This window comes from Streptomyces sp. NPDC046335 (assembly GCF_055587985.1).
The window spans coordinates 135,393-160,069 of record NZ_JBVJFF010000019.1 but is presented as its reverse complement, the minus strand read 5'-3'; the positions used below and the strand labels follow the sequence as shown (position 1 = coordinate 160,069).

Below are 24,677 nucleotides of genomic sequence, written 5' to 3'. Positions count from 1 at the left end.
GGGTACCGGTGACCGATCGGCGCCCTCTGCGCCGTCATCGCTCGGCAGGCAGGCGAGGAGACAGGCGTGGACGCTTCGGTGGACCGGATCGCGGAGCCGTGGGGCAGCCGCTCCCCGTACGGCAGGCATGAACCGTGGCCGGCCCGCGTGGACACCCACCTGGCCGAGGGCGTCGACCCCGACGGCGTCGACCGGTGGGTGCAGACGGCGTCCATCCTGCACTCCGACGGCGACGCGATGGACGTCGCCGTCAAGGACGGCCGCATGGTCGGTGTGCGCGGCCGGGCCGTGGACCGGGTGAACCACGGCCGTCTCGGGCCGAAGGACCTCTTCGGCTGGCAGGCCAACGGCTCCCCCGACCGGCTGACCCGGCCGCTGGTCCGGGAGGGCGGGCGGCTCGTCGAGTGCGACTGGGACACCGCCCTCGGCCGGATCGTCTCCCGCTCCAAGGAACTGCTCGACGAGCGCGGCCCCGGCTCGATCGGCTTCTACACCTCGGGCCAGCTCTTCCTGGAGGAGTACTACACGCTGGCCGTGCTCGCCCGGGCCGGCATCGGCACCAACCACCTGGACGGCAACACCCGGCTGTGCACATCGACGGCGGCCGAGGCGCTCAAGGAGACCTTCGGCTGCGACGGACAGCCCGGCAGCTACGACGACATCGACCACGCGGACGTCATCGCGCTCTACGGCCACAACCTCGCCGAGACCCAGCCGGTGCAGTGGATGCGCATCCTCGACCGCCTCGAAGGCGCCGATCCGCCCCGGCTGCTCTGCGTGGACCCGCGGCCCACCCTGGTGGCGCGCAAGGCCACCGTGCACCTCGCGCCGCGCGGCGGCACCAATGTGGCGCTGCTCAACGCCCTGCTGCACGAGGTGATCCGTACCGGCCGCGTCGACGACGACTACGTCGCGGCCCACACGGTGGGCTTCGACGGACTGGCCGCCCAGGTCGAGAAGTGCACGCCCGAGTGGGCGGCCGGAATCTGCGACGTCCCCGCCGACCGCATCAGGGCGGCGGCCGAGATCATCGGGGACGCCGGGCGCATGCTGTCCACGGTGCTCCAGGGCGTCTACCAGTCCCACCAGGCGACGGCCGCCGCGGTGCAGGTCAACAACCTCCACCTGCTGCGCGGCATGCTCGGCAGGCCGGGCGCCGGGGTGCTCCAGATGAACGGCCAGCCCACGGCGCAGAACACCCGCGAGTGCGGAGCCAACGGCGACCTGCCGGGCTTTCGCAACTGGCAGAACGACGACCACGTCGCCGACCTGGCGCGCGTGTGGAACGTCGACCCGCGGACCATCCCGCACTACGCGCCGCCCACCCACGCCATGCAGATGTTCCGGTACGCCGAGCAGGGGTCGATCCGCATGCTGTGGATCAGCGGCACCAACCCCGCGGTCTCGCTGCCCGAACTGTCCCGCATCCGCTCGGTCCTGGCCTCGGAGGGGCTCTTCGTCGTCGCGCAGGACCTCTTCCTGACCGAGACGGCCCAGTTGGCCGACGTGGTGCTGCCAGCGGCGACGTGGGGCGAGAAGACGGGGACGTTCACCAACGCCGACCGGACCGTGCACCTCTCCGACAAGGCCGTGGGACCGCCCGGCGAGGCCCGCCCCGACCTGGACATCTTCCTGGACTACGCGGCCCGCATGGACTTCCGCGACAAGGACGGCGGCCCCCTGGTCACCTGGCACGACCCGGAGTCGGCGTTCGAGGCGTGGAAGCGGTGCAGCGCGGGCCGGCCGTGCGACTACACCGGCCTCACGTACGCGGGACTGCGCGGGGCCAGCGGTGTGCAGTGGCCCTGCAACGACCGCTTCCCCGAGGGCACCGGGCGCCTCTACACCGACGGCATCGACTGGGCCGGCCCGGAGCTGTGCGAGGCCTACGGAAAGGACCTCGTCACGGGAGCGTCGAACGACGCCGCGGCGTACCGCGCCGCCAACCCCGACGGCAAGGCCATGCTGAAGGGCGCGGACTACCTGCCGCCGCACGAGGAGCCCGACGAGGACCATCCGTTCCAGCTCACCACCGGGCGCACGATCTACCACTTCCACACCCGTACGAAGACAGGGCGGGCGCCGCAGCTCAACAGCGCGGCCCCCGATGTCTGGGTGGAGGCCTCGGCCTCCGACGCGGACGCGCTCGGCTGCCGGGAAGGGGACCTGATGGAGGTCGCCACCCCCCGCGGCTCCCTGCGGGCCCGGCTGCGGATCACCGGCATCCGGCCCGGCCTGCTCTTCGTGCCGTTCCACTACGGCTACTGGGACACGCCGGGCGGCAGCGGCCCCGACGCCACCACGCCGGGCCGCGCGGCGAACGAGGCCACCGTCACCGACTGGGACCCGGTCTCCAAGCAGCCCCTGTTCAAGACGGCCGCGGCGGCCCTGCGCCGCGTGGAGCGCGGCGGTGGCGGACACTCCCCGGCGCCGACCACCACCGCGTCCGCCCCCGCCAGGCCCGAGGGTGTCGCCGTCACCACGGGAGGCCCGCGGGCGCGGGTGTCCCAGGCGCCGGACACCACCTGGAACCAGCGCGAGGGAGACGGCCGGTGAACGGTGTCGAGCTGATGCTGCGGGCCGTCCACGACGGCGAGGCGCGCATGGCCGATGAGCTGACGGCGGTCGCCGGGCGCCATGCCGCGGAGCACGAGGTCCACCACGTCGCGACGGACCTCGCCGCGTGGTCGCGCGAGCATGTGCGGCGCCTCGCCGACATGGCCGGGGAGTGGCACCTGTCCCTGAAGGGCGCGCCGGATGCGTCCCTCTCCGGTTTCCTGGCGGCGCGGACGCCGGGGCCGGGCGAAGCCGCGGGGCGTCCGCCGGAGCCCGGCCTGCTCCTCCTGCGTGACCTGCGCACACTGCACCTGGCGGCGTCGGAGAACTCGCTGCACTGGGAGATGCTCGGCCAGGCCGCGCAAGCCACCAAGGACGGTGGCCTGCTCCGACTCGTCTCGTCCTGCCACCCGCGGACGATCCGTCAGATGCGCTGGACCAACACCATGATCAAGACGCTCTCGCCGCAGATCCTGAGCAGCCTGTGATTCCACCCTTCGCGTGGCCCTAGGGCGCGGTCACCACCTGCGCCGCGTAGCTGAGCCCGGCGCCGAAGCCCATCAGGAGTACGGGGTCGCCGGAGCCGATCTCGCCCAGGTCGATGAGGCGGGACAGGGCGAGCGGGACGGAGGCCGCGGAGGTGTTGCCCGTATCGACGATGTCCCGGGCGACGGCCGCGTCGGTCGCGCCGAGGCTCGCCGCCAGGCGCTCGATCATCCGCAGGTTCGCCTGGTGGGTGACGAAGCCCTTGAGCTCCGTGGGCGCCAGGCCCGCGCGGGCGCAGGCCTCCCGTGCGACGTGTACGAGTTCCGTGGTGACCCAGCGGTAGACGGCCTGACCGCTCATCGTCACACTGCCGTGCCGGTCGGGGATGGCGACCAGGGACGCCCTCTCGCCGTCACCGCCCCACACCACGGGGTGGATGCCCCTCCGGTCGCCGCGCACGACGACCGCGGCGCCCGCGCCGTCGGCGAAGACCGTGGCGGTGTCGACGTCCGCCGGGTCGACCCAGTCGGTCATCCGCTCGGCGCCGACCACGAGAGCGCGGTGGCTGGTGCCGGAGCGGATCAGTCCGTCGGCGATCCCGAGGCCGTAACAGAAGCCCGCGCAGGCGGCGTTGACGTCGAAGGCGGCCACCGTGGGGATGCCGAGCAGCGCGGCGACGGACGCGGCGCCGTTCGGCATGGGTGAGGGCATGGAGCAGGTGGCGAGGACGACGAGGTCGATGTCGGCGGGGACGAGGCCCGCGGCCGAGAGCGCCTTGGCGGCGGCGGTGGCGCCCATACCGGTGAGTGATTCGTCCGGGCCCGCGAAACGCCGCTCGCGGATGCCGACGCGCCGTTCGATCCACTCGGCGGAGACGCCGAGCGAGGCCCCGAGTTCCTCGTTGCCGACCAGCCGTTCGGGGCGTACGCCGGCGACGGCCACGATGTGCGAGCCGTGGCCGGTTCCGGCCGCTGCGCTTGAGCCGCGTCCGGCGTCGAGGACGGCCTGCGCGGATGAATGGGACGACATACGGTCACCTCGGCGAGTCTGCGGCGCCGGCTCGGCGGCGGCCGCCAATGCGGCGCTCTTTGCGCGCCGAATGCGGGCCTTCGCAATATACGGAGGCGGCAACTCCATTTTTGAAAAACTTACCGGAGTTTTACCGATCCCCGAAGAAGAAAGTTCGGGCAGGGCACCGAGAAGCGCCGCACGACCCATTTCGACAACAGTTGATGATCTTCGGTATCACATTTCAGAGAGGGACATCCACCCGTGCCAATCCCCTTGTCACAGGCCGGAGTTGCCCGGTCACACAAGCACGGCCACCCTTGCTGACGCTTCATGAAGGAGTCGATACAGGGCCCACAAATGGACGGCTGACATCCAGTCGGCTCAAAGGTACAGTGCGGTTATTGCGAGCCGGGTCCGTCCCGGCAGCAAGGGGGAATTGATTCTTCGGCAGTCGCGGACACTCGATTCCTCCGGTGGTACGAGTTGCTCAAGGAGTTGGAGAGCGCATGAACGGGGAGCACCATCCGACTGGCACGATCATCACGGGGGGAGCGAGGTTCACAGGGGGCGGCTCAGGTGTGGCGCAGGTGGCGCGTTCGGCACTGTCGGATCTGACACCGCGGGAGCGCGAGGTTCTCAGCGTGCTGCCGAACGGCGAGGGGAACAGGGCTCTGGCCCGTCGGCTCGGGATAGCCGAGCGCACCGTCAAGGCACACCTGACGAGCATCACGAGGAAGTTGGGCCTGCGGAACAGGATGGAGGCGACAGTCCTCTCCATCCAGTGGGCCGATGTCCTCCACTCGGGCGCGGAGAGTCCCGAGCGCGGGTGATGAACGCTCCTCCCGGTCCCCACGAGGTCCATGTCCGGACCCTGTGGATCCCCGGTCTCGCCGGGACCGCCGCTGACCGCATGGGACTGCTCGACACCGGGGAAGCCGCACGCGCGGACGGGTTTCAGGATCCCGCGGCGCGTACGCGCTACCTCGCCTCCCATGTCGCCCTGCGCGTACTGCTCGGCGGATATCTGGGGCTGGCCCCGCAGGACGTGGAGTTCGTGCGCGAACCCTGCGGGATGCCGGACTGTGAGGAGCCGCACGGGCGGCCGGCGATCGCCGGCCGCCTCCGGCCGCACTTCTCCCTGTCGCACGCGGGCGACGCCGCGCTGATCGCGGTCGCCGGTTCGCCGGTCGGCGCGGACATCGAGTCGGCCGAGCTGATGCGCGACAGCCTGGGCGGTGTGCGCCGACGGCTGCACACCGAGGAGCGGCGCGCCATCGCCGCTCTCTCCCCCGCCCGGCGCGAGCGGGCCACGCTCGGCTGCTGGGTGCGCAAGGAGGCCTACCTCAAGGGCATCGGGACGGGACTGCCCGGCGGTGTGGGCCGCCATCACGTGGGCCTGCCGGGGGATTTGGCGCCCCCCTGGGCGCCGCCGGTTCCCGCGGGCTGGCACCTCATCGACGTGCCGGCGCCCGACGGCTACCAGGCCGCCGTCGCCGTGCGCGGCGACGGCGCGGCGGACGGCCCCGTCCCCTTCGTGCGGGTCGCCCCTCTGCTGCTCCCGTGACGTCATCCCGGCCCACCCCCTACCGCTGCTGCCCACCGCCAGCCGCGCCGACCACCTTGTTCAGGCGGTGCATGCGCGTCGCCAGACTCATCCGGCCCTCCAGGCGGAACGCCGGCGGGCGCCGCCCGTCCACGTCGTCGAAGCCGTACTCGGCCGCCAGGTCACCGGTGCTGAGGACCTTGCCCGTGCGCTCCATGACGTCCGGGTCGGCGAGCAGCGCGGCGATGGCCCGGCCCACGTACTCCGGGGAGTGCACCACCGACGCCGGGCCGCTGCCCATCGCCTCCCAGGCCGCCGCCACCCGCTCGGTACGCACGAACCCCGGGTGCAGGGAGACCGCGGCGACCCCGCGCTTGCGCAGGTCGGCGGCGAAGCCGCGGCACATGCGGTCGGAGGCCGACTTGAACACGTCGTAACCGACCTGCCCGAGGTAGATGTCGCCGTCGGAGAAGCTGATGCCCACGACCAGGCCGCTCTGCCGCGGGATCATCAGGGGCGCCAGCCTGCGCGTCACGTCGTACTGGCCGCGCAGGGACGCCTCGAACAGGTCGTAGCGCCACATCGGCTGGTCCCAGAAGGGCGCGTCGAAGCGGACCTCGGCCGAGCGCTCGTACCCGCCCCAGGCGTTGTTGACCAGCAGGTCGAGGTGGCCCCGCTCGTCCTTGATCCGTTCGGCGAGCGCCTCGTTGTCCGCCGCCACGGCGTGGTCGCAGCGCACCGCGATCCCCTGGCCGCCGCGCTCGGTGACCTCGTCGGCGGTGTCGTCCACGGTGCCGGGCAGGTTCTCGGTGCGCTCACCGGTGCGGGTGCTGCGCCCCGTGACGTACACGGTCGCGCCCGCCTCGCCGAGCGCGAGCGCGATGCCGCGGCCCACGCCGCGGCTCGCTCCGGTGACCACGGCCACCTTGCCGCTCAGATCGGGGGCGTTCCAGGCGTCGTTCACGCCAGTTGTCCTTCCGTTCGTGCCGTCGCGGCTCTCCGCCGCGCGGGCGGGGCGTCAGCCGAGGTGCTCGGCGGCGTACTCCAGGCTCGTCAGGTACGCGGCCGTGTCGTCGACGCGCGGCACGCCGAAGCGCTCGCGCAGCTCCGGCATGGAGGTCGGCAGGACCCCGCCGCCGCACCGGGTGACCTCGCTGACGTCGCGCAGGACGGAGAGGTACGAGCGGGTCATCGGCGCCGTGTCCGCGATGGCCGACGGGTCGAGCGTGTCGGCGTCGACCAGGGGCGGCAGGTCCAGCGTCCGCCCGCGCCCGGCCGCGTGCTTCACCAGGACGCCGAGGCACGTCTCGATGTCCATCGCCTCTTCGCCGTACGTCACCCAGAACTCGCCCTGTTCGGTGCCGAGTCCGATGGCGCTCAAGACCGCCTTGGAGAGCAGGTCCTGCGGTACGAAGTCCATGCGGATGCCGGGGTGCGCGGGGATGAACGGCGCTCTGCCCCGGCCGAGCCAGTCCGACATGAGCTGCACGATCTGGCCCTGGGACGTCCAGCCCGTCGTGGAGTCGCCGATGAGGTTGGTGGGCCGGAAGACGGTGTGCGGCAGGCCGCTCTCGCGCAGCAGCCGTTCGGCCAGGGCCTTGGAGCGGATGTAGTTCCCGCAGACGTTTGCCTCGCCGAGCGCCACGGGGGCCGTGGGCGCGAGGGCGGCCACGAACGCGGTGCTCATGAAGTGCACCGGCGCTCCGGCCCGTTCGGCGAATTCGATGACGCGCCGGGTGCCCTCGACGTTGACGGGATCGTAGGCCCCGGCGGGCAGCCCCCACTCGGTCAGGCCCGCCGAGTGGATGACGACGTCCACCTCCGCGGCGAGCGCGGAGTGGCTCTCCTCGTCGAGTCCCAGGCGCTCGGCCGTCAGGTCGAGCGCCAGGGGCGGCTCCTCGGCCTCGGGGACCGGGGCGCTGTGGGACGCGGCGATGATCCGCGGCCCGCGTTCGCCGAGCGCGGCACGCTCGCGCAGGATGCTGCGGCCCACGACGCCGGAGGCCCCGGTGAGCAGAACCGTACGCCGGGCGGTCATGCGCGGGACTCCTTGAAGTTCATCAGGCGGGTCATGGCGCGCGCGCCGACGTACAGGGCGGGCTCCGGCGGGAAGTCGGCGGGCGGCTTGCGGTGCTCGTCGTCCACGAAGAGCAGCCGGGAGTAGTCGGTGTCCTTGCCGAGCGCCAGGTCGCGCAGCACCTTGCCGCCGGTGTGGGTGGCCGCGATGCCGTTGCCGCAGTAGCCGTACCCGTACAGGATGTTGCCGCCGCCGAGCCTGCCGAAGTGCGGCGCGTAGTCGCGGACGACGTCGGCCGTCCCGCCGTAGGCGTACGTGAACCGGAGGTCGGCCCACTGCGGGAAGAACCGCAGGAACTCGCGGTGGATCTCGCGGTAGACCTCGGGCCGGTTCATGTTCCGCTGCCGCTTGTCCCTGCCGTAGTAGTACGGGGCTGGGCCGCCGGCGAACATGACGCGGTTGTCGTGCGTGAAGCGGGCACAGGTCAGCAGGGACTTGGCCTCGACCATGCCTTCGCGTCCCGCCCAGCTCACGCGGGCGAGCTGCGCGTCGGTGAGGGGTTCGCTCACCATGGCGTACGTCCAGACGGGGATGACCTTCTTGCGGAACGGCGGGAAGGCGTCCATGTGGACGTTGGTGGCGAGGACCACCTTGTCGGCCTTGACGCGGCCGCCGGCGGTCACGACGGTGGGCCGGGTGCCCGGTTCGACGCGCAGGCAGGGCGTGTTGTCGTAGATCTCCACGCCCTTGTCGCGCACCACGCGGGCGATGCCGCGCGCGAGCTTGTGGGGGTTCACCAGGGCGCCGCCGGTGCGCATGCCGCCGATCACCGCGGGCGAGTCGATGACCGCCCGCGAGTCCGCCCCCGACAAAATCTTGGGCTGTGCGGCCCCCATGCGCTCGGCGAGGTCGCGGTCCTCGCGCAACCGCTTGAGCTGCGCTGCGTCGGTGGCGACCATGAGGTAGTCGTTGGCCTCGTACTCGGCGTCGACACGGTTCCTGCGGGCGAACCTGCCGATCTCCAGGATCGACCTGCCCACCGCCTGCGATGCCTGGAGGGCACGTGCCTGACCGAATTCCTTGACCAGGGCCTGGATGTCTTTGCCGATGGTGGGGGTGACGAATCCGTCGGCGCGCCCTGACGCCCCGTAACCGGAATGGTTCGCCTCGACGATACGGATGTCGAGGGCCGGCTCCGCCTCTTTGAGGAAGTAGGCGGTCCAGAGCCCCGTGAAGCCGCCCCCGACGATGCAGACATCGCAGTCGACGTCTTCCCGCAGAGGTGCTCCGGGGGTGACGGGTTCGGTGTCGTGCCAGTAGACGACGTGCTTGTAGGTTTTCACACCGGTGCTCCTCAGACCGCTTCTAGGACGATCCTGGACAGGCCGAGGTGGCGATTGGCGAAGTGGTCGACCGTCGAGCCGAGATAGCGCTCGTAGTTGGCGACGTTCTCCTCGCCCGCGATCCGCACGGCTTCCTCGCGATGGGACCGGAGCCTGTTCAGCCATTCGCGGCAGGTACGGCTGTAGTGATCCGGGTCATTGCGGAGGCTGACGACATCGAATCGCTTCTCGCTCGATTCGATGACTTCGGAAAGTGCTGGAATCTCCGATTCCGGGAAAATGATGTCCATGATGAACATCAGGTCGCGGACCGTCTGTTTGTCCATCCGGACGTTATTGCCCTTGATGTTGGTCTGTAGCGCGATCCGGCCGCCCCTGGGGAGCCAGTCGCGGCAGCGGTCGAAGAACTGCCGGTAGGCCGCGATCCGTTCGGCGCGGGACAGACCGGTGCGCGCGAAGTGCTCGAAGGCACCGATGGAGATGATCGCGTCGTAGGGCTCGTCCGGCTCGTGGTCCAGCCAGTTCTCCACCCGCACCTCGGTGCGGGGCAGAGCAGCCTCCCGGAGCTTCTCGGCCTGGCTGTCGCTGAGGGTGAGGCCCACGGCCCGCTCCACGCCGTACGTCGTGACCAGGCGCTCCAGGAGGCTGCCCCAGCCGCAGCCGACGTCGAGGACCCGGCGTGCGCCCTTGGCCCTCGCCCCCTCGATCAGGTGGTCGAGCTTGCGCTCCTGGGCCGTCTCCAGGCTCTCGCCCGCGTCGCCGTCGTCCCAGAGCGCGCAGGTGTAGGTGAGATTGGCGTCGAGCCACAGCGCGAAGAAATCGTTCGACACGTCGTAGTGATGCCGGATGGATTCCGCGGTGGCGCCGCGGTAATCGATGGCCGTCACGCGGCGGCGCTGCCCTGCTCGGTCTCGGCGGCGAGCCGCACGAGGTCCGCCACGGTCTTGACGCCGGCGGCCCTCGACTCGTCGAACTCGATCCCGAGGTCGTCCTCGATGGTGTAGACGATATCGGCTATCTGCAGGCTCGAAAGGCCCACCGAGTCGAAAGACGTTTCGGCGTCGAGCTCGTGGTTGTTCGCCTTGCTGCCCAGTTTCTTGGCAATGCGGGCGCATACCTCTTCAGCAGTGATCACGGTTTGCCTTTCAGGTGAACTGCGATGAATTACCTGAGTTTCCGGACAGCCCGACACCCGTCCTGACAGCAGAAACGCGAGGCGGATTCGCGGGCTCCGGTACGAGCCGCCACGGGCGGCTCTGCGGGAAGGTCCCAGCACGTTAGTGGCACACGGTACAGACACCCCGACCGGCGCACTATTGCCCTTTAGGGCAATGATCATCTTCGGTAAATTGTCGCTGGCTAAAAAGGGCCCGAGGTGTTTTGCTTGTCCCGACTCACCCCGGTCGATCGGCCATCGGGCTGCCGAACGACCCCGTGTGTTGACATCGTGTGCGGGGCGGGCCACTCCAGGCCCTCCGTATCCGAACCAGCTCCCAGGAGACTCACATGTCTGAGGTACACCTTTCCGCGGGCCCGGTGGAGTATCAGGACACAGGCGGTGACGGGCCTGTGGTGGTTCTGCTGCACGGCGTCGCGATGAACGGCTCCCTGTGGCGGAACGTGGTGGCACCTCTGCGCGGTGAGTTCCGCTGCGTGGTACCGACGTTGCCGCTCGGCGGCCATCGCACACCGATGAAGGCCGACGCGGACCTGTCGATCCCCGGGGTCGCGAAGCTCGTCGCGGAGTTCCTCGACGAACTCGACCTGCGCGACGTCACGCTGGTGATGAACGACTGGGGCGGCGCGCAGGCCCTGGTGGCACTGGGCAAGGACGACCGCGTCGGCCGCCTGGTCATCACCTCCTGCGAGGCCTTCGACAACTACCCGCCGGGCGTGCCCGGTTCCAACCTGTACACCTCGGCCAAGCTCCCCGGCGGCATCACCTTCGCCTTCAAGCTGCTGAAGCTGAAGCCGATGCGCCGGCTGCCCATGACGTGGGGCTGGATGAGCAAGCGACCCGTCCCGCACGACGTGATGGACACCTGGTTCCAGCCCCTGTGGACCTCCAAGGAGATCCGCAGGGACCTGCGGAAGTACGTGCTCGGGGTGCCGCCCAAGGAGGAACTCCTCAACTGGTCCGAGCAGTTGAAGAGCTTCGACCGGCCCGCGCTCGTGGTGTGGGCCGCCGAGGACAAGGTCATGCCGCCCGAGCACGGGCGGAAGCTGGCCGGGCTGCTGCCCAAGAGCCAGCTGGTGGAGATCGAAGACAGCTACACCCTCATCCCCGAGGACCAGCCGGAACAACTGGCCGGACACATCCGGTCGTTCCTGCTGACGGGCCGGGCCGAGAGCTAGTCCGGACGGCGGGACTCTGTGGCCGCTCCCCCTTCCCGGGGGGAGCGGCGGTCGAAAAAGGCGCGGGGGCGCAGGGTGACGACGTGGAGGACGGCATGGCTGACCCGATGGACGAGCAGGCGACCGCGCGGACCGATCCCCGGATGCGGCACCTGGCCGCACTGCCCGAGGCGGGCCGCTTCGACGCCGCCCTGGACCTCGTACGGGAGAAGACCGCGGAGCTCCTCGGCACGGAGCCCGGCGACGTCGAACCCGGCCTCGCCTACCGGGACTTCGGATACAACTCCCTGGCCGCCGTGGCGCTGACCGGCAGCCTCAGCACCGCCACCGGGCTCGACCTGCCCCTCACGCTCCTGTTCGACCACCCCACGCCGACGGCGGTGGCGCGGCACCTCCTGACGCTGCTCGGCTTCGACGCCACGCCCCCCGCCGACACCGCACATCCCGGGACGGAGGAGGCGGCGCCCGACGACGAGCCCATCGCGGTCGTCGGCATGGCCTGCCGCTACCCCGGCGGCGTGACCTCCCCGGCCGGCCTGTGGGACGTGGTGTCCGCCGGGCGCGACGTGGTCTCGGACTTCCCCGCCGACCGGGGCTGGGACCTCGAAGGGCTCTTCTCCGACGACCCGGAGACGGCCGGTACGAGCTACGCGCGCACCGGTGGCTTCCTCGACCCGGTGGCCTCCTTCGACGCCGGTTTCTTCGGCATCGCCCGGCGCGAGGCCCTGGCCATGGACCCACAGCAGCGGTTGCTCCTGATGGCCGCCTGGGAGTGCCTGGAGGACGCGGGCATCGACCCCGGCACCCTGCGCGAGTCACCCACCGGCGTCTACATCGGCAGCAGCGGCCAGGACTACGAACAGGTGGCGCGCGCGGGCTCGCCCGACCTGGAGGGCTACTGGGGCATCGGCTCGGCGGGCAGCGTCCTCTCCGGCCGCGTCGCCTACGCCTTCGGCTTCGGGGGCCCCGCCATCACCGTCGACACGGCCTGCTCGTCGTCCCTGGTGAGCGTGCACCTCGCGGTGCAGGCGCTGCGCCGGGGCGAGTGCTCGCTCGCCCTCGCGGGGGGCGCCGCCGTGATGGCGACGCCCAAGGTGTTCACGGAGTTCAGCAGGCAGCGCGCCCTCTCCCCCGACGGCAGGTGCCGGTCCTACGCGGCCGGGGCCGACGGCACCGGCTGGGCCGAGGGGGTCGGGCTCCTCGCCCTGGAACGCCTCGGTGAGGCGCGCCGCAAGGGCCACCGCGTCCTCGCGCTGATCCCCGGCTCCGCGGTCAACCAGGACGGCGCGAGCAACGGCCTGACCGCGCCCAACGGCCCCGCCCAGCAGCGCGTTCTCCGGCAGGCGCTGGCCTCGGCCGGGCTCCGCCCCGGCGACGTCGACGCGGTGGAGGGCCACGGCACGGGCACGACCCTGGGCGACCCGATCGAGATCGACGCCCTCACCGCGGTGTTCGCCGCGGACCGCCCGGCCGGACAGCCGCTGCGCCTCGGCTCGCTGAAGTCCAACATCGGGCACAGCCAGGCGGCGGCCGGGGTCGGCGGCCTCATCAAGATGGTCATGGCGTTGCGGCAGGGGGAACTCCCCCGGACCCTGCACGTCGACCGGCCGACCCCCAAGGCCGACTGGAGCAGCGGAGCGGTGGCCCTCCTGACGGAGACGGTGCCGTGGCCGCGCGGGGCCCGGGTGCGCAGGGCCGGGGTCTCCGCGTTCGGGGTCGGCGGCACCAACGCGCACGTCCTCGTGGCGGAGGCGCCGCTGCCGGACGCCGCTCCGGAGCCTGCCGCACAGGTGCCGGGTCCGCCCGCCATCCCGTGGGTCATCTCCGCGAAGTCACCCGCCGCCCTGCGTGATCAGGCGCGGCGGCTGGCCGGTCACCTCACCGCCCGCCCGGACGCCCCGCTCGACGCGGTCGCCGCCGCGCTCGCGCTCACCCGGGCCCCGTTCGAGCACCGGGCCGCCGTGACCGGTGCGACGCGGGCGGAGCTGCTCGACGCCGTGGCCGCCGTCGCGCGGGGCGAGTCCACCGACCGGGCCGCCGTCGCCCGCGCGCGCACCGGCGGCAAGGTCGTCCTCGTCTTTCCCGGACAGGGCTCGCAGTGGGCCGGCATGGGCCGTGAACTCGCCGCCGCGCACCCGGTGTTCGCCGAGGAACTGCGGGCCTGCGCGGACGCCCTCGCGCCGCACATCGACTGGTCGCTCGACGACGTGCTGAGCGGAGCGCCGGGCGCGCCCCCGCTGGACCGCGTGGACGTCGTGCAGCCCGCGCTGTTCGCCGTCATGGCCGCCCTCGCCGCGCTCTGGCGCCACCACGGGGTCCGGCCGGACGCCGTCGTCGGGCACTCGCAGGGCGAGATCGTGGCCGCGTACGTCGCCGGCGGCCTGTCCCTCGACGACGCGGCCCGCGTCGTGGCGCTCCGCAGCCAGGCCATCGCCGGCCTGGCCGAAGGCGGCATGGCCTCTGTCACCGCCACCCCCGACCGGCTGCTCCCCCTGCTCGGGCAGTGGGACGACCGCATATCCGTGGCCGCGGTGAACGGGCCGTCCTCCATGACGGTCTCCGGCGATCCCGGCGCGCTCGACGAGCTGCTCGCCGTGTGCGCCGCGCAGGACATCTGGGCCCGCAGGGTCCCCGTCGACTACGCCTCCCACTCCCCGCACGTCGAGTCGGTCGAGGGCACGCTGGCCGACGCCCTCGCGTCCCTGGCGCCCCGCTCCGGCTCGGTCCCCTTCCACTCCACCGTCACCGGTGCCGCGTTCGACACGGCGGGTCTCGACGCGGGGTACTGGTACCGCAATCTGCGGCGGACCGTCCGGTTCGAGGAGGTCGTACGCGGTCTGCTGGCGCTCGGCCACACCACCTTCATCGAGGTGAGCCCGCACCCCATCCTCACGTTCGCCCTGGAGCAGACCGTGGAGTCGGCGTCGGGTCCCGCGGCCGCCGTCTTCGGCTCGGCGCGGCGCGACGGTGAGCTGTCCCGCTACACCGCGGCGCTCGGCGACGCGTGGGCGCACGGAGCGCCGGTGGCCTGGGACGCGCTGGTCTCCCCGGGCGCCGCCCACGGCGTCGACCTGCCCACCTATGCCTTCCGGGCGGAGCGGCTCTGGGCGCCTCCCCGCCCCTCGACGGGTGACATCGCGGGCGCGGGCCTGCGTACGACGGGGCATCCGTTCCTCGCGGCGGCCACGGAGCTGGCCGAGGGCGCGGGGTGGCTGTTCACCGCGCGGGTCTCCCGGGCCGCCCACGCCTGGCTCGACGACCACGCGGTCCACGGCACGGTCCTGCTGCCCGGCACCGCCTTCGCGGACCTGGCGGCGCGGGCGGCGGCGCAGAGCGGCTGCGAGGTGGTGGACGAGCTGACCCTGGAGGAGCCGCTGATCCTCCCGGACGAGGGCGCGGTGGACGTGCAGACCTCGGTGGGCGCGCCGGACGCGGAGGGGCGGCGCACCATCGCCGTGCACTCCCGCCCTGCCGGCGCCCCCGACGCACCCTGGACCCGCCACGCCACGGGGTTCCTCTCCGTCACGCCACCGCCTGCCGCGCTTCCCGCTGCCGCGACGCCGTGGCCGCCCCCGGGGGCGACCCCGCTGCCCGTCGACGCCCTCTACGACGACCTCGCCGACCGCGGCTTCGGGTACGGCCCCGCCTTCCGCGGCCTGCGCGCGGCCTGGCGGCACGACGGCAAGCTCCTCGCCGAGGTGGAAACGGCCGCGGACCCGGCCGGCTTCGGGGTGCACCCGGCGCTGCTCGACGCGGCGTTCCACGTCCAGCTCACGGAGCTCGCGGGCCCGGACACGGAGTCCGCCGGGGCATGGCTGCCGTTCGCCTGGTCCGGCGTACGGGTCATCCGCCCGGGGGCCACGCGCCTGCGGGTGACGCTGACCCCGCAGGGCGAGGGCGCGGTAGGCATGTCGGCGACGGACGAGACGGGCGCGCCGACGGTGACGATCGCCTCGCTGGTGGCCCGACCGGTACCCCCGTCGAAACTGACGTCGTCCCGACCGGTGACGGAGTCCCTGTTCCGCTTGGAGTGGCAGCGGGCCGGAGTTCCGGAGGAGCCGCCGCCGTCACCCTCTTCGGAGGAGCGGTGGGGGGTACTGGGGATGTGCGAGGAGACCGGGGGGCGCACCGAGGCCCCCGCCCAGGACGTCGGCGGTCGTCTCCTCGCTCATCCTTGCCTCGCCGCCCACGCCCGTTACCCCGGTCTCGCCGCCCTCACCGCCTCTCTCGACGCCGGTCATCCCGCTCCCGACATCGTGCTCGTGGACGTGCCCGAGCTCTCGGGTGGCCTCGGTGCGGGGGACGTTCGGGGGCTTCTGCACGGGGGGCTCGCTCTTGTGCAGGGGTGGTTGGGCGATGAGCGGCTCAGCGGGGCGCGGCTCGTGTTCGTCACCCGGGGGGCCGTCGCCGCCGGGGAGGGGGACGTCGGCCGGCCCGGCGTCGCGGCCCTCTGGGGGCTGGTGCGGGCCGCGCAGGCCGAGCATCCGGGGCGGTTGGTGCTCGTCGACCTGGGTGAGCCGGAGGACGTCTCCGCGCTGAGCGAGGTCCTTGCTTCGCGGGAGCCGCAGGTCGCCGTGCGCGAAGGGCGGGTGCTCGTACCGCGGGTCGTCCGCGCCCGGGCCGCCGGGGACCCGCTCACCTTTGACCCCGAGGGCACCGTCCTCGTCACCGGCGGCACCAGCGGCATCGGCGCCCAGGTGGCCCGGCACCTCGCCGCCCGGCACGGTGCCCGGCACCTGCTGCTCGCCGGACGGCGTGGCCGCGCCGCCGAGGGCTCCGACGCGCTGGCCGCCGAGCTGACCGCCCTCGGCGCCCACGTGACCGTCGCCGCATGCGACTTCGCCGACCGCGATGCCACCGCCGCGCTCGTCGCCTCCGTACCCGCCGCCCATCCGCTGACCGCCGTCATCCACTCCGCGGGCGTGCTCGACGACGGGCTCGTCGAATCGCTCACCCCCGAGCGGCTCGACCGGGTCCTGCGGCCGAAGGCCGACGCCGTGCTGAACCTGCACGAGGCGACCGTGGGCGCGCCGCTCGACGCCTTCGTGATGTTCTCCTCCGTCGCCGGGACCATCGGCGGCCCGGGGCAGGCGAACTACGCCGCCGCCAACAGTTTCCTGGACGCCTTCGCCCGGTGGCGCCGGGCGGAGGGCCTGCCCGCCGTCTCCCTCGCCTGGGGGCTGTGGGGCGAAGCGAGCGACATGACCCGGCACCTGGCGGGCGCCGGAGTCGCCCGGCTCGGCAGGTCGGGCATCGCCCCGCTCACCACCGAGGAGGGGCTCGGCCTCTTCGACGCCGCCCACGGCACGGAGGAGTCGCTGCTGCTCCCCGCCCGCCTCGACATGGCCGCCCTGCGCGCCCAGGCCCGCGACGACACCCTGCCGGCGGTGCTGCGGGCCCTGGTGCCCGCCGCGCCCCGGCCCGCGGGCCCCTCGGGCGGCCTCTTGGCGGCGCGGCTCGCGGCCACGCCCGAAGCCGGGCGGGACGCCCTCGTCACCGAGCTGGTCATCGCCGAGGTCGCCGCCGCTCTCGGCCACGAGGACGCCGGGGCGGTCGACGCGGAGCGGCCCTTCAAGGAGCTGGGCCTCGACTCGCTCGGCGCGGTACGGCTGCGCAACCAGCTCGGCCGGGCGACGGGGCTCACCCTGCCATCGACCCTGGTGTTCAGTCACCCCAGCGTCCCGGCCCTGGCGGCCCACCTGCGCACCCTGCTCGACGAGCGCGAAGCACCGCCCGGGCAGCCGGAGACCGCGCCCGTCCTCCACGCGGAACTCGACCGCGTGGCGGCCCTGCTGCCCTCGGTCGCGGCGGCCGACGCCGACGTCGTGGAGGCACGGCTGCGGCAGCTCCTCGCCGCGTTCGAGGGGCGGAAGGAGCCCCGTACGGAGCGCGAAGGACTGGACGACGCCACCGCGGACGAACTCTTCGACCTGATCGACAACGACCTGGGGGTGCGCTGACATGCCGGACGAGGCCAGGACACTCCAGTACCTCAAGCGGGTCACCGCCGAACTCCAGGACACCCGCGAGCGGTTGCGTCGCGCGGAGGAACGTACGAACGAACCCGTGGCGGTGGTCGGCATGGCCTGCCGCTACCCGGGCGGCATCGCTTCCGCCGACGGGCTCTGGGAGGCCGTGGCCGCCGGGCGCGACGTCGTCGGGGACTTCCCCCGCGACCGCGGCTGGGACCTCGACCACCTCTTCGACGACGACCCCGACCACCCCGGCACGACGTACGCGAGGGCGGGCGGGTTCCTCGACGGGGCGGCGGAGTTCGACGCCGGGTTCTTCGGCGTCGGCCACACCGAGGCGCAGGCCATGGACCCCCAGCAGCGGCTGCTCCTTCAGACCGTCTGGGAGACGCTGGAGGACGCGGGCATCGACCCGGGCACGCTGCGCGGCTCGCGCACGGGTGTGTTCGTGGGCACCACCGGCCAGGACTACGTACAGCTCGCCCGCTCGGGCCCCGCCGGCCTGGAGGGGTACTGGGGCATCGGCTCGGCGGGCAGCGTCCTGTCGGGGCGCGTCTCGTACGTGATGGGGTTCGAGGGCCCCGCCCTGACGATCGACACGGCGTGCTCGTCCTCCCTGGTCGGTGTCCACCTCGCGGTGCAGGCGCTGCGCCAGGGCGAGTGCTCCCTCGCGCTGGCCGGTGGTGTGACGGTGATGTCGACGCCCGGGGTGTTCACGGAGTTCAGCAGGCAGCGGGCGCTGTCCCCGGACGGCAGGTGCCGGTCCTACGCGCAGGCGGCGGACGGCACCGGCTGGGCCGAGGGTGTGGGCGTCGTCCTGCTCGAACGGCTGAGTGAGGCCCGGCGCAACGGTCACCGGGTCCTGGCGGTCGTCAGGGGTTCGGCCGTCAACCAGGACGGCGCGAGCAACGGCCTGACCGCGCCCAACGGCGCCTCGCAGCAACGTGTCATCGGCCAGGCGCTCGCGGCGGCGCGGCTGCGTCCTGCCGACATCGACGCCGTGGAGGGCCACGGCACCGGCACCACGCTCGGTGACCCCATCGAGATCGACGCCCTCTCCGCCGTGTACGGGCGTGACCGGGCGGACCGGCCTCCGCTCAGGCTCGGCTCGCTGAAGTCGAACCTCGGGCACAGCCAGGCGGCGGCCGGCGTCGGCGGACTGATCAAGATGGTGCAGGCGCTGCGTCACGAGGTGCTCCCCGCGACCCTGCACGTCGACCGGCCGACGCCGAAGGCCGACTGGTCCGGCGGGGCCGTCTCCCTCCTGACGGAGGCCACGCCCTGGCCGCGCGGCGAGCGGGTGCGGCGCGCGGCGGTCTCCTCCTTCGGCATCAGCGGCAGCAACGCCCACGTCGTCCTCGAAGAGGCCCCGTCCGAGCCCACGGGGAACACCCCGGCGGGGGCCTCGGTGGACGGCGCCGGGCTTCCCTCGGTGCCGTGGGTGCTCTCCGCCAGGAGCCCCGAGGCCCTGCGCGACCAGGCCCGCCGTCTGCACGACCACCTCACCGCCCGCCCCGGCACACCGCCCGCGGAGATCGGCGCTGCCCTCCTCAGGACCCGGGCCCGCTTCGACCACCGGATGGCCGTCATCGGCTGCTCCCCCGAGGAACTGCTCGCCGGGCTGCGGGAGTTCGGCGCGGGCGGGCTGCCGGGCAACGGCGTCCTGGGAGTGGCCGCACGGCCGGGAAAGACCGCCTTCCTCTTCTCCGGGCAGGGCTCACAGCGCCCAGGGACGGGCCATGGACTCGCCGCCGCGCACCCCGTGTTCGCCGACGCGCTCGACGAGGTCCGCGCCGAACTCGACCAGCATCTGGAGCGGCCCCTGCGGCAGGTCATGTCCGCCGCCGAGGGCAGCCCGGACGCGGCGTTCCTGCACCGCACCGGCTATACGCAGCCCGCCCTGTTCGCCCTGGAGGTGGCCCTGTACCGGCTGCTCGAATCCTGGGGCTACCGGCCGGACTTCCTGATGGGCCACTCGATCGGCGAGCTGTCCGCCGCACACGTGGCGGGGGTGTTCTCCCTGGCCGACGCCGCCCGCCTCGTCGCCGCCCGCGGCACGCTCATGGACGCGCTGCCGGAGGGCGGCGCGATGGTCGCCGTCGAGGCGTCCGAGGACGAGGTGGCCAAGAGCCTCGAAGGACTGCCGCACCTGGCGGTGGCCGCCGTGAACGGGCCCCGCTCAACGGTCGTCTCCGGCGCGGCCGACGCCCTCGACGCCTGGGAAAGCCCCTGGCGCGAGCGGGGCCGCCGCACCCGCCGCCTGCGGGTCAGCCACGCCTTCCACTCGCCTTTGATGCGCCCTGTTCTGGAGCGGCTGCGGGCCGTCGCGGCGGGGCTCAGCTACCGCACGCCCAGCATCCCCATCGTCTCCACCCTCACCGGGGCGCTCGCGGATCCGGCCGCCCTCGCCACGCCCGACCACTGGGTGCGCCACGCGGAACTCCCGGTCCGCTTCCTCGACGGTACGCACACCCTGCGGGACGCGGGCGTGACCGGCTTCCTGGAGCTCGGCCCCGCCGGAGTGCTCACCGCCATGGTGCGGGAGTGTCTTGGCGACGGGTCCGGAGCGGTCCTCGCGGCCTCGCTCGACGGGCGCGGCGACGAGCCTGCCGCGCTGGTCACGGCTCTCGCCGAGCTGCACACGGGGGGCGCGGGCGGTGACCTGGCGGGGCTGTTCGCGCCGGGGGCGGGCCACGGGGTGAGCCTTCCCACGTACGCGTTCCAGACCCGGCGGCACTGGATCGACGTACAGCAGTCGGTGCGCGATCCGCGCCCGGCACCGGCCGACACGCCTACCGAGCCGCGGCAGAGTCCGGATGCCGAGCCCGAGCGGGACGTGCTGGATCACGTCCGCGCCCAGGCCGCCGCCGTCCTCGGCTTCGACGACGCCTCCTCGGTGGACGTGGACAGGACCCTCCTGGAACTCGGCATCGACTCGCTCGGTGCCGTCAGGCTCCAGCGCCGCCTGTCCGCGGTCACCGGGCTCGACCTGCCCGCGACGCTCCTGGTCGACCACCCGACTCCGGGAGCGATCGCCGACCACCTGCGTCCCCTGCTCGCCGTCACCGCGGTCCCGTCACCGCCCGAACCCACACCGTCCGGCTCCCTCGCGGCCCTGCTGCGGGAAGCCCACGTACGGGGTGAACTGGCCGACGTGGTTCCGGAGTTGCAGCGTGCGGCCGAGCGGCTCCCGACGTTCACCTCGGCCGCGCGGCTCGACGCGCCGCCGCCGGCCGTCCTGGTCTCCGACGGGGCCGCCGAGCCCGCCGTGGTCTGTCTGCCGTCCTTCCTCGCGGGATCGGGGCCGCACCAGTTCGCCCGGTTCGCGGCGGGATTCCGGCGCAGGCCGCGGATGACGGCGCTGCCCCTGCCGGGGCCCGGCACCTCCACCCTCCTGCCCGGCTCCTGGGGCGCGGCCGTCGAGAGCCTCGCCGACGCCGCCCTGCGGGCCGCGGGCGGCGCCCCACCGGTCCTGATCGGGCACTCCATCGGCGGCGCCCTGGCCCACGCCGCCGCGGCGCACCTGGAACGCGCGGGGCACGGGGTCGCGGGCGTCGTCCTGATCGACACCTACGAACCCGAACAGGAGCGGCAGCGCGAGGTGTTCGCCTGGGCGATGGGCCACATCCTCGACCACGCCGAAGGAGACGCCCACGCCGATGAGGCGGACGTCCTGACCATGGGCGGCTATCTGCGCCTCTTCGGCGACTGGGCCGCCGACCCGCTGACCGCCCCGACGCTGCTGCTCACCGCCGAACGCGGCCCCGGCGCGCCGGGCGCCGCCGACTGGCGCCCGTGGCGCGCGGCGGACACCGTCACGCCGGTCCCCGGCGACCACTTCTCGCTCCTCGACGACGACGCCGTCGGCACGGCGCGGACGGTCGAGGACTGGCTCGGAAAGGAACTGCCATGCAACCCGTCGGCATAGTCGACTTCGGGAGTTACCTCCCCGAGAACGTCGTGGGGCCCGAGTTCTTCCACGACCCGGACGCCCCGGTGGACCCCCTCGCCAACGCGCCGCTGTTCAAGGTGCCCGCGGCCCGCCATCACGTCGCACCCGACGAGCGCGCCTCCGACATGATCGCGAAGGCCGCCGAGCCGCTCTTCCGCCGGCTCGGCGGGAAGCCGCCCGTGGACGTCCTCCTGACCAACGTCCTGCTCCCCGACGAGCCGTTCATGGGCATCGGGGCCCAGGCCGCGCACCGCCTCGGCATCGGCCCCGAGTGGATCGTGGACCTGCACAACGCGGGCTGCGCCTCGTTCATGTACATGGTGGAGCTGGCCCGGAAGATCATGGCCGACGGCTCCGCGCGCACCGCGCTGATCGCCAACGTGCAGAACACCGCCGGCCAGATGTTCGCCCAGTCCGAGGTGCGCAAGCACTCGCACGCGGCGGTGCCGGGCGACGGCTGCGGGGTGGCCTATCTGGAGGCGGGCGGCGGTTCACCGGTGCTCGGGGTGCACAAGCGCAGCACCCCCGAGTACTCCGTGGACCTCGGCCTCGCGGCACCGGACGGGCGCAAGTACTGGGAACCCGGCACCGGCCAGACCGACATCTGGTTCGACGCCTCGAAACAGACGGAGATCCTGGGGCGCGGCAACGCACTCGTCCCCGAACTCGTCGAGGAGCTCTGCGCCGAACTCGGCGAGCCCACGTCCGCGATCGACGTCCTGGTCACCAACCAGCCGAACCGGATCTTCCTGAAGAACTGGCGGCAGGCCCTGGGCGTGGACGACAAGCGGCACCTCGACACCTTCGACCGGTTCGGCAACCTGTACGGCGCGGCCGTGCCCGTCACCCTCGACCAGGCGGCCCGCGCCGGTGAGCTGCGCGACGGCGACCTCATCGTGATGTCCGGGTTCGCGCACGCCGGTGACTTCGCGGCGGCTGCCGCCGTGCGCTGGAACGGTGCCGCATGAGCACGTCCGCGAGGCACGTGCGCGACGTGCCCGCCGACCACTACGACGTCGTCGTCGTGGGCGCGCGCTGTGCGGGTGCCACGCTCGGCGCGCTGCTTGCCCGCCAGGGTGTGCGGGTCGCCGTGCTCGACCAGGCGACGGCCATCCGCTCCACCCTGTCCTCGAACATCCTCCAGGCCGACTCGCTGGCCTTCCTGAATCGCCTCGGCGTGATGGACGCCCTGCGGGCCGCCGGGGTGAACCCCATGAGCCATGTCGACATGCGGCTGGAGGAGTTCCGCTGCGAGGCGGCCTTCCCGCAGGCCCCCGGCGACGTGGGCGGCGCGGCCTGCATCCGCAGGGAGGTGCTCGACCCCGTCCTGGTGGACGCGGCCCGCGACTCCGGCGCCGACGTCCGTCTGGGCACCCGGGTCACCGGACTCGTACGGGACGGCGGACGCGTGTCGGGCGTACGTACCGTGTCCGGCGGCGTCGAGACCGTCCTCAGGGCCCGCCTCGTCGTCGGCGCCGACGGCCGCACCTCCAAGGTCGCCGAGACCGCGGGGGCCCGCATGTACCACGTGACACCCGGTGAACGCAGCTACTACTGGACCTACTTCGAGGGCGCGGACCTCGGCGAGCGGCCCACCTTCGTCTTCCACCGCTGGGGCGACCGGCACATGCTCGGCGGCCCCGCCGACAACGGCCTGTACATCGTGGGCGTCTCCCCGCAGCGGCACGAGCGGGAGTCCTTCCGCACCGACCTCGAAGGCTCCGTGCACGCCCACGCGCTGCGCTGCGCGCCCATCGCCAAGGCCCTCGCGGGAGCCACCAGGGTCGGCAGGATCTACGGCATCCGGCGCTTCTTCGGATACTTCCGCGAGGCGGCGGGCGCCGGCTGGGTGCTGCTCGGCGACGCCGGGCACTTCAAGGACCCGGCGGGCGGGCGCGGCATCGGCGACGCCTTCCACCAGGCCGAGCGGCTCGCGTCCGCGATCGTGGCGGCGCTGGCGGACAACCGCGGCGCCGCGGGGCTCGACCGGGCCACCGCCGGGTTCGGCCGGTGGCGGGACCGCACCTACGCCGAGTACTACGGCCTCGCCGCTGACCTCGGAGTGGCGGGCCCCATCGCGGGCGTCGTCCCCCGGGTGGTGCGCGGCCTGCACGCCGACGGCCGGGTCGACGGCGTCCTGAACCTGCTGAGCCACCGCGCCTCCGTCCTCGACGTCCTCACCCCGGGCCGCGTGCTCGGCGCCACCGGCCGGGCCGCGCTGCGCGGTCGCGAGCAACGCCGGATGGCGGTGGGCGAGTTGGGACGGCTCGCCGCCACGGAGATCCGCCGCCGCCAGGCCATGCGCAGGCCCGTCTACCAGAGCGGCCCGCAGCCGCGCCCCGTACAGCAGGAATCGCCCGAACCGGAGCCGATCACATGACCGCAGGACTCGCGACCACACGACTCGCCGCCGACAAGCTCCGCTTCGAGCAGACCGTGCCGCGCTCCCTCGCGCACCGCAGACAGATCGGCGAGGTCTTCGTCGCCGACTCCGTGCAGGGCTCGGAGGACGACTTCCACCTGTCCTTCCAGATCCCCCGCGCGCACAGCCTCTGGGCGGACCAGCACCCCTCCCACCACGACCCGTTCGCCTCCGCCGAGGCCGCTCGGCAGTCCATCTTCGTGCTGCTGCACCGCCACGTCGGAGTCCCGGTCGGCGTGCCCTTCAGCCTCCAGCGGATCACGCTGCGGGTCGAGGACCCGGCCGCGTACGCCAACGACGGGACCTCCGCGCTCCAGGGCTATGTGCACTACCGGGTCGCCGAGCGGCAGGGCAAGGGTTCCGACGTGGTGAGCATGGTCCTGGACGGGGTCATGGAGATCGGCGGCCGCCGGGCCATGACGCTCAACGCGCACCTCGCCTTCATGTCCCAGGAGGACTACGACGTCTTCCGCGCCTTCCAGCGGGCCCGCAAGCCCGTGGACACCGCCGAGTCGACACCCGCCCGGCGCCTTGAGCCCGCCCTGGTCGGCCGGGAGATCGCCCGCAACGTCGTGATCGGCTCGGCCGCCCCGGGCTCCGACGACCTGGCGTCCACCCGCCCCGAGGAGCGTCCCGTGCGGTACCTGCTGGCCGCCGATCAGCGGCACCCCGCGTTCTTCGACCACGAGTACGACCACGTGCCGGGGCCCCTCATGGTCGAGGGGCTGCGTCAGGCGGCCGTCGCCGCGGCCCACCGGACCGGCGCCGTCGACAACGCCCACGCCATCGCGGTCGGCTGTGAGGCGGCGTTCCTGGACTTCGCCGAATTCGAGGCGGACCTCGTGTACGAGGCGCGGGTCGGCACTCCCACCCCCGACGGCCGCGTCCCGGTCGCCGTCGACCTGCGGCAGTTCGGCAGCACGGTCGTCGAGGGCCGCGTCGAGCTGCTCCCCCACCCGACCGCGGGCCCGAGCCCGCATCCCACCTCCCATCCGGCCACCCGAGGTCACGGAGTCTGAT

The 24,677-nt window shown here is 73.1% G+C and carries 16 protein-coding genes; 10 read left to right on the top strand and 6 right to left on the bottom strand.

The genetic code is table 11. From position 1 onward, the window contains the following. Nucleotides 1-66: 66 nt before the first annotated feature. Entirely contained in the window at nucleotides 67-2,556 is a 2,490-nt protein-coding gene (locus ACZ6JY_RS36590) for a molybdopterin oxidoreductase family protein (protein WP_469203187.1), read from the top strand. Beyond that, the gene (locus ACZ6JY_RS36585) at nucleotides 2,553-3,044 is read left to right on the top strand and encodes a hypothetical protein (RefSeq protein WP_469203185.1); all 492 of its coding nucleotides are present in this window, start codon (nucleotides 2,553-2,555) and stop codon (nucleotides 3,042-3,044) included. The genes ACZ6JY_RS36590 and ACZ6JY_RS36585 overlap by 4 nt, the downstream gene beginning before the upstream one ends. A 19-nt stretch (nucleotides 3,045-3,063) precedes the next feature. On the opposite strand, the gene ACZ6JY_RS36580 is transcribed toward ACZ6JY_RS36585, so the two are convergent. Beyond that, complete coding sequence (locus tag ACZ6JY_RS36580; RefSeq protein ID WP_469203183.1) at nucleotides 3,064-4,071, bottom strand: beta-ketoacyl-ACP synthase 3; 1,008 nt, start codon at nucleotides 4,069-4,071, stop codon at nucleotides 3,064-3,066. A 488-nt stretch (nucleotides 4,072-4,559) separates the two neighbouring features. Between ACZ6JY_RS36580 and ACZ6JY_RS36575 the strand changes: the two genes are divergently transcribed. Together ACZ6JY_RS36575 and ACZ6JY_RS36570 are read left to right on the top strand one after the other, a co-directional pair. Further along, nucleotides 4,560-4,883 carry a helix-turn-helix domain-containing protein gene (locus tag ACZ6JY_RS36575; protein ID WP_469203181.1) on the top strand — a complete coding sequence of 108 codons (324 nt, stop codon included), beginning with the start codon at nucleotides 4,560-4,562 and terminating at the stop codon, nucleotides 4,881-4,883. An 80-nt stretch (nucleotides 4,884-4,963) separates the two neighbouring features. Beyond that, a complete protein-coding gene (locus tag ACZ6JY_RS36570; RefSeq protein ID WP_469203178.1) occupies nucleotides 4,964-5,617 on the top strand; it encodes a 4'-phosphopantetheinyl transferase family protein in 654 nt (217 codons plus the stop codon). A gap of 19 nt (nucleotides 5,618-5,636) precedes the next feature. Here the strand turns inward: ACZ6JY_RS36570 and ACZ6JY_RS36565 are convergent, their stop codons facing one another. The 5 genes from ACZ6JY_RS36565 to ACZ6JY_RS36545 are packed head-to-tail and all read right to left on the bottom strand — an operon-like array spanning nucleotide 5,637 to nucleotide 10,091. Next, the gene (locus tag ACZ6JY_RS36565; protein WP_469203176.1) at nucleotides 5,637-6,560 is read right to left on the bottom strand and encodes an SDR family NAD(P)-dependent oxidoreductase; all 924 of its coding nucleotides are present in this window, start codon (nucleotides 6,558-6,560) and stop codon (nucleotides 5,637-5,639) included. Nucleotides 6,561-6,614: 54 nt separating this feature from the next. Then, a complete protein-coding gene (locus ACZ6JY_RS36560) occupies nucleotides 6,615-7,634 on the bottom strand; it encodes an SDR family oxidoreductase (RefSeq protein WP_469203174.1) in 1,020 nt (339 codons plus the stop codon). Beyond that, on the bottom strand, nucleotides 7,631-8,956 hold the full coding sequence (locus ACZ6JY_RS36555; RefSeq protein WP_469203171.1) for an NAD(P)/FAD-dependent oxidoreductase: 1,326 nt from the start codon (nucleotides 8,954-8,956) through the stop codon (nucleotides 7,631-7,633). The genes ACZ6JY_RS36560 and ACZ6JY_RS36555 overlap by 4 nt, the downstream gene beginning before the upstream one ends. An 11-nt stretch (nucleotides 8,957-8,967) precedes the next feature. Then, entirely contained in the window at nucleotides 8,968-9,843 is an 876-nt protein-coding gene (locus tag ACZ6JY_RS36550; RefSeq protein ID WP_469203169.1) for a class I SAM-dependent methyltransferase, read from the bottom strand. Beyond that, a complete protein-coding gene (locus tag ACZ6JY_RS36545; protein WP_469203167.1) occupies nucleotides 9,840-10,091 on the bottom strand; it encodes an acyl carrier protein in 252 nt (83 codons plus the stop codon). Before ACZ6JY_RS36545 ends, ACZ6JY_RS36550 begins: the two co-directional genes overlap by 4 nt. Before the next feature lie 371 nt (nucleotides 10,092-10,462). On the opposite strand from ACZ6JY_RS36545, the gene ACZ6JY_RS36540 reads away from it, so the two are divergent. The 6 genes from ACZ6JY_RS36540 to ACZ6JY_RS36515 all read left to right on the top strand — a co-directional run bounded on the left by ACZ6JY_RS36540 (nucleotide 10,463) and on the right by ACZ6JY_RS36515 (nucleotide 24,676). Continuing rightward, complete coding sequence (locus tag ACZ6JY_RS36540; protein ID WP_469203165.1) at nucleotides 10,463-11,311, top strand: alpha/beta fold hydrolase; 849 nt, start codon at nucleotides 10,463-10,465, stop codon at nucleotides 11,309-11,311. Between the two features lie 95 nt (nucleotides 11,312-11,406). Next, nucleotides 11,407-17,271, top strand: coding sequence for a type I polyketide synthase (locus ACZ6JY_RS36535; protein ID WP_469203163.1), 5,865 nt, complete (start codon nucleotides 11,407-11,409; stop codon nucleotides 17,269-17,271). Nucleotide 17,272: 1 nt separating this feature from the next. Then, a complete protein-coding gene (locus tag ACZ6JY_RS36530) occupies nucleotides 17,273-21,211 on the top strand; it encodes a type I polyketide synthase (protein WP_469203161.1) in 3,939 nt (1,312 codons plus the stop codon). Further along, nucleotides 21,193-22,203: a 3-oxoacyl-ACP synthase III family protein gene (locus tag ACZ6JY_RS36525; RefSeq protein WP_469203159.1), complete on the top strand. Its 1,011-nt coding sequence runs from the start codon at nucleotides 21,193-21,195 to the stop codon at nucleotides 22,201-22,203. Before ACZ6JY_RS36530 ends, ACZ6JY_RS36525 begins: the two co-directional genes overlap by 19 nt. Next, nucleotides 22,200-23,615, top strand: coding sequence for an NAD(P)/FAD-dependent oxidoreductase (locus ACZ6JY_RS36520; RefSeq protein WP_469203157.1), 1,416 nt, complete (start codon nucleotides 22,200-22,202; stop codon nucleotides 23,613-23,615). Before ACZ6JY_RS36525 ends, ACZ6JY_RS36520 begins: the two co-directional genes overlap by 4 nt. Then, nucleotides 23,612-24,676 carry an AfsA-related hotdog domain-containing protein gene (locus ACZ6JY_RS36515; protein WP_469203155.1) on the top strand — a complete coding sequence of 355 codons (1,065 nt, stop codon included), beginning with the start codon at nucleotides 23,612-23,614 and terminating at the stop codon, nucleotides 24,674-24,676. The genes ACZ6JY_RS36520 and ACZ6JY_RS36515 overlap by 4 nt, the downstream gene beginning before the upstream one ends. Nucleotide 24,677: the final 1 nt, after the last annotated feature.